Annotated in this window: 9 protein-coding genes; 6 read left to right on the forward strand and 3 right to left on the reverse strand. The window is 46.6% G+C overall.

Translation table 11 applies throughout. The features are described from left to right. On the reverse strand, positions 1 to 609 hold a 609-nt coding region (locus Q0256_RS01955), incomplete at its 3' end, for a transporter substrate-binding domain-containing protein (protein ID WP_297959577.1). A 97-nt stretch (positions 610 to 706) separates the two neighbouring features. Here Q0256_RS01955 and Q0256_RS01960 point away from each other — a divergent pair. Together Q0256_RS01960 and Q0256_RS01965 are read left to right on the forward strand one after the other, a co-directional pair. Further along, the gene (locus Q0256_RS01960; RefSeq protein ID WP_297959579.1) at positions 707 to 1735 is read left to right on the forward strand and encodes a hypothetical protein; all 1029 of its coding nucleotides are present in this window, start codon (positions 707 to 709) and stop codon (positions 1733 to 1735) included. 301 nt (positions 1736 to 2036) lie between these two features. Further along, entirely contained in the window at positions 2037 to 2504 is a 468-nt protein-coding gene (locus tag Q0256_RS01965; protein ID WP_297959581.1) for a DUF805 domain-containing protein, read from the forward strand. Between the two features lie 72 nt (positions 2505 to 2576). Here the strand turns inward: Q0256_RS01965 and Q0256_RS01970 are convergent, their stop codons facing one another. After that, the gene (locus Q0256_RS01970) at positions 2577 to 3158 is read right to left on the reverse strand and encodes a Crp/Fnr family transcriptional regulator (protein ID WP_297959583.1); all 582 of its coding nucleotides are present in this window, start codon (positions 3156 to 3158) and stop codon (positions 2577 to 2579) included. Positions 3159 to 3285: 127 nt separating this feature from the next. Between Q0256_RS01970 and Q0256_RS01975 the strand changes: the two genes are divergently transcribed. From Q0256_RS01975 to Q0256_RS01985, 3 genes are all read left to right on the forward strand, one after another. Continuing rightward, positions 3286 to 3852 carry a hypothetical protein gene (locus Q0256_RS01975; RefSeq protein WP_297959585.1) on the forward strand — a complete coding sequence of 189 codons (567 nt, stop codon included), beginning with the start codon at positions 3286 to 3288 and terminating at the stop codon, positions 3850 to 3852. A gap of 13 nt (positions 3853 to 3865) precedes the next feature. Beyond that, positions 3866 to 6313: a molybdopterin-dependent oxidoreductase gene (locus tag Q0256_RS01980; RefSeq protein WP_297959587.1), complete on the forward strand. Its 2448-nt coding sequence runs from the start codon at positions 3866 to 3868 to the stop codon at positions 6311 to 6313. A 267-nt stretch (positions 6314 to 6580) separates the two neighbouring features. Then, the gene (locus Q0256_RS01985; protein WP_297959589.1) at positions 6581 to 7096 is read left to right on the forward strand and encodes a hypothetical protein; all 516 of its coding nucleotides are present in this window, start codon (positions 6581 to 6583) and stop codon (positions 7094 to 7096) included. 275 nt (positions 7097 to 7371) lie between these two features. Here the strand turns inward: Q0256_RS01985 and tpx are convergent, their stop codons facing one another. Then, positions 7372 to 7896 carry a thiol peroxidase gene (tpx, locus tag Q0256_RS01990; protein ID WP_297959591.1) on the reverse strand — a complete coding sequence of 175 codons (525 nt, stop codon included), beginning with the start codon at positions 7894 to 7896 and terminating at the stop codon, positions 7372 to 7374. 89 nt (positions 7897 to 7985) lie between these two features. Between tpx and Q0256_RS01995 the strand changes: the two genes are divergently transcribed. Further along, positions 7986 to 9144, forward strand: a 1159-nt coding sequence (locus tag Q0256_RS01995; RefSeq protein ID WP_297959593.1) for an NINE protein, incomplete at its 3' end; no start/stop codon positions are given.

The raw sequence follows: 9144 nt of genomic DNA on the forward strand, positions 1-9144 counted from the left end.
TAGGTTTTTAAACGGCACTTCGAGCGTATCGTCCACGACGGCGTAGGCTAGCACCGTGATGTTAAGGTTGATGTATCCGTCGGCTTTGCCGTCTCGGATCATCGCGTAGCATTCGCTCGTGCTTTTGCAGTAGCTTACGTTGCTAAATTTCTCTTTTTTGAGGTAATTATCTACGGTCGTGCCCTCTTCGGTTATGAGCCTCATATCGCGCAAACGCGATATATCTTTGATGGCGTCTGCTTTGCGAGTTAGTACGCCGAGATTGGTCGAAAAATACGGCATCGAGAAGTCTACATGATTTTTGCGCGCCGAATCGATGACGAAGGTAGCTGCAACTATATCGACTTTATTATTGACTAGATACGAGACGCGATCGGCGGCGCTTAGAGAGACAAACTGCACTTCGCCTTGTTTGGCACCGAAAATCGCCTTTGCGATCGCATTGGCAAGCTCGATCTCAAAGCCTTCAAATTTACCACCGCTAATCTCGCTAAAAGGCGGTCTGCCATCTCTGACGCCTACTCTGATGACGCCGCTATTTCTGATCTCTTGCAACGTGTTTGCAAAAAGCCCCGCACAAAGCAAGATCAAAGTAAAAAGTAGTTTCATTTGCCGCTCCTTTGTTTAGGTTATTTACGGCTAATTCTAGCGAAATTAAGATCAAAAGGCGCTTTTTTAGGCTAAATTTATTTGCCGTTTGCTTTTTATGAAATTTCAAGACGCCGTTAAATTTAGCCTTAGATTTGATATAATCGCGCAAAATTTAAGCGAGGGCGATATGAAAAATTTTATCTTTTTGTGGCTTTTACTTGCGGGCTGCGCTTTCGGCGCCGATAAGGATGACCCGAGAGTTTCTGCTTCACAGCAAGCAGAGTCAAATTTATCGCAGCCAAATTTTGAAATTTTTTACGATGAAAATGCTAGCGATGCGCAGATAGATGCGGGGTTGGATGCGCTTTTAGAATTCGCGGCGCAAAACAGGGGCAGGATCGACGAGGATTTCGGGGAGTTTAAAGATAGAATTTTCACCGCTTTCATTTTTAATCCGAAGGTGCTGCGAAATTCAAAATTCGACTTCGAGCGGATAGAAAAAATCCTTAAATTTAAACCAAATCTCAATTACGGCGGAGACGGCGGTTATTTCTCGCCGCTAAAGCTCGCGATCTTTTTCGGCTCGAAATTTAGCGGCGAGACGGCGAAGCTTTATCACTTTGATAGCGCCGATGCGATGCGGCTTTTAGAGCTTTTGGTGCGAAACGGCGCGGACGTCAAGGCTAGCGGGCTGCTGCGAGATGCCGCGGCAAACGATAATTTCGAGGCATTTAAGTTTTTGATTGCAAACGGCGCGCGAGATACGAAAGACGTGGTCGGCTCGGTTGCGGGCAGCGAATTAATATTTTTAAGCGACAATAACGTTTCCATTCTCGGATATAAAGAGGCGCTGCCGCTTGCTGCGAGGGAGTTTGCCGCGGGCACCAAATTTAAAGAATTCCGCGATGGGAGATTATGCTATTTGGACGAAATTTTAAAATTCCAAAGCTTTGCAAGCATCGATAAAAAGGAGATCGAAACGCTTATCAAAGTAGCTGTGGTGCTGGATGACGAGATGACGGCGGAGTTTTTGCTCTCTCGCGGCCTTTGCAAGCAGAAGGGGCTTTGCGAGTTTCTAAAAGCGCAGGCGAAAACTTACGACGCTGCAAAAATTTCTAAAATTTTAAGCCGCAAAGAGAAGTAAATTTTAAAATTTGAGCGGCTATATGGCGGTGTAAAGCAGATAAATTCGCTATTATAGTTGCGCTAGTCGCATCCGCCCTACTTTGTCATTTAGCGCGAGCGAAAAAGCAAAATTTGTTCCGCCTAACCTACCCTCCTCCGCTTATCAAACAGCTCGCTATTAAGTTCATTCGAGATAAATTTTAATGTATTTGCCAGACAGCGCGGCGGCGGAGGTAAATTTTAAAATTTAATCAATATAAAGGACAAATTTAAGTGCCATTATTATATAATTCATCTTATTTTTTAAAAAGGAGTTTGAGATGACTTTTATGGAGTCTGTTCGCACTTGTCTCAAAGAGAATTATTGCAATTTTGAGGGGCGTGCACCACGTTCAGAGTACTGGTGGTTTGCATTATTTGCGGCACTTTTAGGAATCGTAACGTTAGTATTGGACGGCTTTTTAGGCACCTATGCCGTTACGAGTTCCGGTAGAATGATCGGTTTCATTAACTCAATCTTTTTATTGGCAATACTTTTACCTTCTATCACCGTAGCGGTGAGGCGCTTGCATGATACCGATAGAAGTGGCTGGTTTTATCTGTTAATTCTTGTCCCGATAATAGGCCCGGTAGTATTGATCGTATTTTTTATCCAGCAAGGCACTAACGGAGGTAACCGCTTTGGAGACGATCCGTTGCGACCCGCAAGCAGAGGCTCGATTTTTTTAAGCGCCTGCATAGTCTTTGCAAATAGGCTAAATTTAGGGCTAATTCCATTTTGGTTTTAGCCCTTTTTTACGAGGCGGTTTCGCTTAAAACAGCCTTTTATGTTTAAATTTAGACCGCCGCGCAGATTCAGACTATAAAATTTTAATCCTATTGCCCTTTAATTTCACGATCTTTTTGTCGTTTACGAGCTTCGTAATCGCAGAGGAGACGTTTTGGCGAGGCGCACCGAGCAGGCTTGCTAACGTCATTATATTAAAGGGAAGCTCCACGATCTTATTTGCGTTTGCGATGCGATTTAGAAAATTTAAAATCCGCGTCTGGATTTTCGCAAAGACGATCTCTTTAATTAAAATCCGTTGTGAGTAGATGTTTTTGATAAGCGCGTTTATGATCGAGCTTGAAAACTCGTCTCCAAGCAGCTCAAAAAGCTCCGAGATGTTGATCTGTAGCGTCTCGCAGTCGCTTAAAATTTCAAGGCTCGTGTTTTTATCCAAGCAGACGTAGGCGCCGCTTTTTACGAAGCTAAAGATAAATTCCTTGCCGTTTTCGTAGCAGTTTAGCTTCGCCCTGCCGCGCAGCAGAATGATAAATTTAAACTTTTGCGCGTAGATCACGTCGCCGCGAGCGTAGCTTTCGCGCCTAAATTTAGCAATCCGCTCCCTGCTTAAAAAGTCGAATTTCTCGCTGTAATCGTTATTTAGTCTATCTATCATAGCAGCTCTTTGCATAAAATTTCACGTAAATTTTACATAAAAAGGATAAATTCGTCGCAATCGCGACAAATTTAAATTTATCTTTGATTTATAATTCGCGTTAAAGACAACCCAGAAAGGATACTTTATGAGGAAAATTTTTATCTCATTTGTCTGTGCGTGTTCGCTTTTCGGCGGCGAGGTGATCTCCAAAACCACGGCGATCTCGCAGGACGGAAAAACTATCGGCGAGGCTGAAATTTTAACGCCGATCGAGGTGATATCCAGCGATGGCAGCGTTACCAAGATTAAAATTAAAGGCGTCGTGAGCGAAAACTATCAGCTTCAAATCCAAAAAAATATGAAAGAGGCTGAAATTTACGCGATTTTTACGAACGAAGCCGAAGCAAATTTTAAAAAGGGCAAAAAGCTCGAGGACGATTACGGCGAGATCTGGTATGAGGCGGAGGGAATTTACGAAATCAGCTCAGATGCCGTAGCTAAGGACGCTAAGGTGCTTTATGCGGAGGCAAAGACAAACTACGAGCAGATCTGCTCGGCGTGTCACCGCCTGCATGAGCCAAAGAGTTTCACGGCAAATCAGTGGCCTGCAAATTTACAAGAGATGATCAATGCAAACTACGTAGCGCTCGAGGGCGACGAGCTAAATTTGATCATAAAATATCTACAACACAACGCAAAAAAACCTGAATGATAAAGGAGATCAGATGAAAAGGCGAGACTTTTTAAAGGCAGGGATTTTAGGCGCAAGCGCGGCAAGCGCTAGCAGGATCGAGGGGGTCACGCAGACGATTTTTGATAACAAAAAGGTATTCGGCGCGAATAGATTCGGCACTTTTTGGCTAAATTTAAACTCATCGCAGATAGTTTCGGTAAGCGATTTTGAGGGCGATAAATTTCCAAACACGATGAATTACAGCCTACCTGATTCCGTGCAGAACGAAAACCGCGTGCTCTATCCGATGGTGCGCAAAAGCTATCTAAAAGCAAAAGGCGCGGCAAAGAGCGAACTGCGCGGCAAAGAGGAGTTCGTGCGAGTTAGCTGGGACGTAGCGCTTGATCTAGCGGCGAAGGCTTTGAAAGAAAATTTCGACAAATACGGCGCCGAGGCGATCTATGGCGAATGCTACTGGTGGGGCGGCAGCGGCAAGATCGGCTGGGGACGCACCGTAGCGCACCGAATGCTTAAAATTTTAGGCGGCTACGTAGAGGAAAGCGGTGATTACTCGACCGGCGCGGGGCTCGTTATCATGCCTCACGTGCTGGGCTCAAGCGCCGTTTATGACGCGCCTACTACGTGGAAAGCGATCGTCAAAAACGCCAAAAACGTCGTATTTTGGGCGACCGATCCTGCGGTAACCAATCAAATTTCATCCATTCCGCCTACGCACGACGGCTACATCGGCATGCAAGAGCTTAAAAAATCGGGCATCAAAACCTACAGCGTAAACGTGATGAGAAACGACACCGCGCGCTACTTCGGTAGCGAAGATATCATCGTGCGCCCAAACACCGACACCGCGCTCATCATCGGTATGTGCCATTATCTCTTTACGAACAACCTCTACGACGAGGAATTTATCAAAAAATACACCGTCGGATTTAATAAATTTAAAGCGTATTTTCTAGGCGAGAGCGATAAAATCGTAAAGGACGCAGCTTGGGCGAGCAAAATTTGCGGACTTAGCGAGGAGGCTATTGCGAAATTTGCTACGGCACTTGCAAAGGAGCCGACCACGATCCTGATCGGTCGCGGTTTGCAGCGCGCAGATCACGGCGAGCAGCCTTTCTGGGCGCTAGTGGCGCTTAATGCGATGCTGGGATATATCGGCAAGGAGGGGCTCGGCTTTGAATTTAGCCTAGGCTACGGCTCTGCGGGCGCTACGAATAAGGTGGCTCCGATTTTAAAGGGACTTAGCACGCGCATAGATGAGAAATACGAAAACACGGGCTCTGCGCCTTGGAAAAGTGCGAAAAACATTACCATCCCGTCTTCTCGCAGCATCGAGGCGCTGGAGCATCCAGGCAAGCAGATCGACTACGACGGCACCAAGATCAAGCTACCGCATATGAGAGTCGCTTATATGGCGTGCGGATCGATGTTTACGCGCCATCAAGACGTGAATAATATCGTCAAGCAGTGGCGTAAATTTGACACCGTCATCACCGCCGAGCCTTACTGGACGAGCACGGCGAAGCTTAGCGACATCGTACTTCCCGTCGCGATCGAGGTCGAGCGCAACGACATCAACCAAACGGGCGCTACGGGCGAATATATAGTCGCTTACAGACCTGCAATCGAGCCGATGGGCGAGAGCAAGAGCGACTTTTGGATCTGCGAGCAGATCTGCAAGCGCTGGGGATACGGCGAGGTCTTTAGCGAGGGCAAGGACGAGTTAGGCTGGATGAAAGAATTCTACGCCGATGCCGTAGAGCAAGCCAAAGGCCTAAATATAACGATGCCTAGCTTTGAGGAATTTTACGACAAAGGCTTCGTGCGCTTTGAAAAGGACGACGAGAGCAGCGCGCTATACACGCGCCTTGCGGCATTCCGCGAAAATCCCGCCAAAAACCGCCTCGGCACGCCGTCGGGTAAGATCGAGCTCTACTCGCCCGTAATCGCTAAGATGGGCTATGCCGACTGCCCGCCGATGCCTACTTGGATCGAGCCTAAAGAGTGGCTAGGCGATGCGAAAAAGACGGCGAAGTATCCGATTCACATCGTAAGCCCGCACTCTCGCTACCGCCTGCACAGCCAGCTAAACAACTCGATCATCAGAAATTTTGCCGAGGTTAGCGGCAGAGAACCGGTGCTAATAAATCCAAAAGACGCCGAAGCTCGCGGGCTTGCGAACGGCGACATCGTGCGCGTTTTCAACGACCGCGGCGAAATTTTGGCAGGCGTGCTCGTTACCGACATCGTGCCCGAGCGCGTCGCAGCGATCTGCGAGGGCGCGTGGTACGATCCCGAGGTTTGGGGCGAGAAGAGCCTCTGCCAGCACGGCTGCGTAAACGTGCTTACGTTCGATAAAGGCACGTCAAGTCTCGCACAAAGCAACTCGGCTCACACCGTGCTAGCGCAGATTGAGAAATTTAAGGGGGAGATTAAGCCAATACAGGCGTTTAGTAAACCTAAAATCCTACAATCTTTGTAGAATTTAACGCGTCGTCTCGCGAGTGCTTTTGAGAGAGATTTGAAATTTTAAGTCTGCGGCAGACTACTTGTCTAGCCTTGACTTAAAATTTCTGCACAACTCTCAAAATCATCTCGCGATACTTCCGCTTGTCTTTTTATGCTTAAATTTAATTCACCAAATTTGAGCGTAATTTACTTCTTTCGTGCTCATCAAATTTGAACGTAAATTTTGTGCGAACTAAAAACTCTGCTAAAATTCGCTCAAATTTAACCCAAAGGTCGTGCCGTGCAAATCCCGAATTTGATCCAGAATTTTATCCGCAAACGCATCGTTTCAGAGTCCATTTTGCTGCCGTTTTTCTATCCAGAGGAGGGCGAGTTTGAGAGTTTTCAGGAGGGGTATAGGCTTGCTAGCCGCAAAACGGGCGAGGAGCTAGCAGATAACGCACCCGGGCAGTGGCGCAAGAGCTGGCGGGTCATCGCGCGTAACGGCATGGACGATCCGTTTTTTGTAGATTTTGCCCTGGGGGACGCTTCGCCCGTGTATTTTGCCTATCACGGCGCTGGCTCTTGGGAGCCGATCAAGGTCGCGGATAAGGTAAAAACGCTCGTATTTTTAAAGAAATTTTTTGAAAACGAGAGCTTTGCGGCGACTAAAGAGAGGGCGCAAAATTTGCCGCTTTGCGTATTTAGCGGCATAGAGGAGCTGGCGCTGTCGCTACAAGACAAACTCGCCTCGCTCGGAGTTAAATTTTACGCGCGGGAGATCTCTTTTAGCGAATTTATCGCGCGGAGTGGCTAAGCGAGCAAATTTAAAATTTCAACTCCCGCTGCTGCTAAATTTAAAATTTAGCAGCAGGCGATCCTATAAATTTTGTTCTCATCCGCTTGCTATCGCAGTGCGCTAACAGCTTTGCGTACGCTGGAGCGCAAATTAAAGCATAAAATCAAAATGTAAAATTGAAGTAGAATTTTAAGCGCCCTACTTCGTTTTTTACTTGCAGTAGGGCGAATTTGCTTAAAGTAGTGAACTAAAGCGAGGCGAAAATTATCCAAACCTTGGATCTATTATCTTGCTCAGTTAGAGCAGCTGTTGCGAGCGACGAGCTCTGCAAAATCTAGCGCTGCGTCGTAGTCGGGCTCAGAGGCTATGTCGCTTACGAGCTCTTTATAAACCACGACGCCTGCAGTATCTATGACGAAGATTGCTCTGGCGCTAAGACCTGCTAATGCGCCGCTGGCGATGAGGGTGCCGTAGCGGCGGCAAAATTCCTTATCGCGGAAATCGCTTGCAACGCGTAGATTTTTGATCCCCTCAGTCGTGCAAAACCTCCCCATCGCAAACGGTAAATCCATCGAAACGACGATTACTTCAGTGTTAGGAAGCGATGCGGCGCGCTCGTTGAACTTACGTGCCTCCGTCGCGCAGACGGGCGTATCTAGCGACGGCACGGCGACGATAATTTGCACGTGCTTGCCGTTAGCGATCTCGATTTCGCTTAGATCCTGGGCTACTAAGCGCACTTGCGGCGCGCGATCGCCTAGATTTATCTCTTGCCCGCTTAACTCTACGGGCTTTCCTTGAAATGTTACTGTTGGCATTTTTGTCCTTTGTTTTGAATTTGTAGCGGCGAATATACAAAAATTCCTTAAATTTCAGGTAAAATTGCTTTAAAAATCAAGGAGAGCAGATGGGCGAAGATATTTGGGGCGGCAGCAGCAATCCTGCGTCGCTAGCCAGTATAAGACGTAAAAGTGGCGAAGAAAAAAAGCCCCTGGATGAGAAACCACAGGAGCAATCTGAGAATTTAGATTTAGCGCAAGAAGAACTTGCGGCGGATGATACTATAGAGCAAAATTCTGCGGCTCAGAATTCTATAGAGCAAAATTCCACTTCCATAAGGCAAAATTTTACTCCACAGAATTCTGCGGAGCAAAATTTAGCTTTTGCAGCTCAAGGCTTGGATGAAGAAAATTCTATTTTGCGAGATTCTGCCGCGACAGGCTCTAGCGAGCAAGATTCTAACGCTAAAAGTTTGAATTCTACCGAAAATGCTGCGAACTCGCAGAATTTTACAGAGCAGAATTCCACTTGGCGAAATTCAGCTTCCTTAAATTCCGATAGAATTAACTCTACGCAAAGCTCAGCTATGGCTTACGATCTAAATAAAGCCTACGCGTTTTATATGTTCCTCGGGCCTTTCGGCGCGCATAGATTTTATCTTGGGCATATAATCTCCGCGATTTTTCAGCTTTTAGGCGGGCTGCCATTTCTCATCTGGCTTTTTTTAGTAGTGGTTGCTGTCATGTGGACGAGTATAGAAGGTAACGAGCTGTTGGCGCTTGTAAACTCATCTCGTCCGGATTTGGGCGTGCAAGCATCAGACCTAAAAGATATAGAACAGGGCTTTTTTCATTTTATGGTTATTTTCTCGGTGCCTAATGTTTTATTTTTAATCTGGCTTATTAGCGATTTTTTTAGGTTGCCTGATATGGTGCGAAAGCTAAATGTATCCGTAGGCGCGGGAGCAATCCTGTATGTTTATGCGGATGACGCTAAAGAGCAGAGCGAAAATCTATCTACTGCCAAAACTACCCTTTACATAGCGTTTGGGCTTGAGGCGTTAAATGCGGTAGGCAGATATATCAAGAATGTAGATAAAGTGGGTGCGTTGGAGGGCGTCGGACTTATATCTATGATATGCCTAGCTGTGGGGCTATATTTTTTAGCGCGCGCTATACGCAGCACGGATCTGCTATCAAACGTCGTGCTAGTCGGGGTTTCCTCGACTATAAGCGCAGTAAGTACTATATTTGTAGGATTTGAATTGTTTAAACCATCAGTTTTTA

Origin of the sequence: uncultured Campylobacter sp. (assembly GCF_937949835.1) — a bacterium.
Classification (GTDB): domain Bacteria; phylum Campylobacterota; class Campylobacteria; order Campylobacterales; family Campylobacteraceae; genus Campylobacter_B.

Coding starts and splice junctions, on each gene's coding strand:
- Q0256_RS01960 (WP_297959579.1), top strand. CDS start 707: ATGAAATTTCAAGACGCCGTTAAATTTAGCCTTAGATTTGATATAATC.
- Q0256_RS01965 (WP_297959581.1), top strand. CDS start 2,037: ATGACTTTTATGGAGTCTGTTCGCACTTGTCTCAAAGAGAATTATTGC.
- Q0256_RS01970 (WP_297959583.1), bottom strand. CDS start 3,158: ATGATAGATAGACTAAATAACGATTACAGCGAGAAATTCGACTTTTTA.
- Q0256_RS01975 (WP_297959585.1), top strand. CDS start 3,286: ATGAGGAAAATTTTTATCTCATTTGTCTGTGCGTGTTCGCTTTTCGGC.
- Q0256_RS01980 (WP_297959587.1), top strand. CDS start 3,866: ATGAAAAGGCGAGACTTTTTAAAGGCAGGGATTTTAGGCGCAAGCGCG.
- tpx (WP_297959591.1), bottom strand. CDS start 7,896: ATGCCAACAGTAACATTTCAAGGAAAGCCCGTAGAGTTAAGCGGGCAA.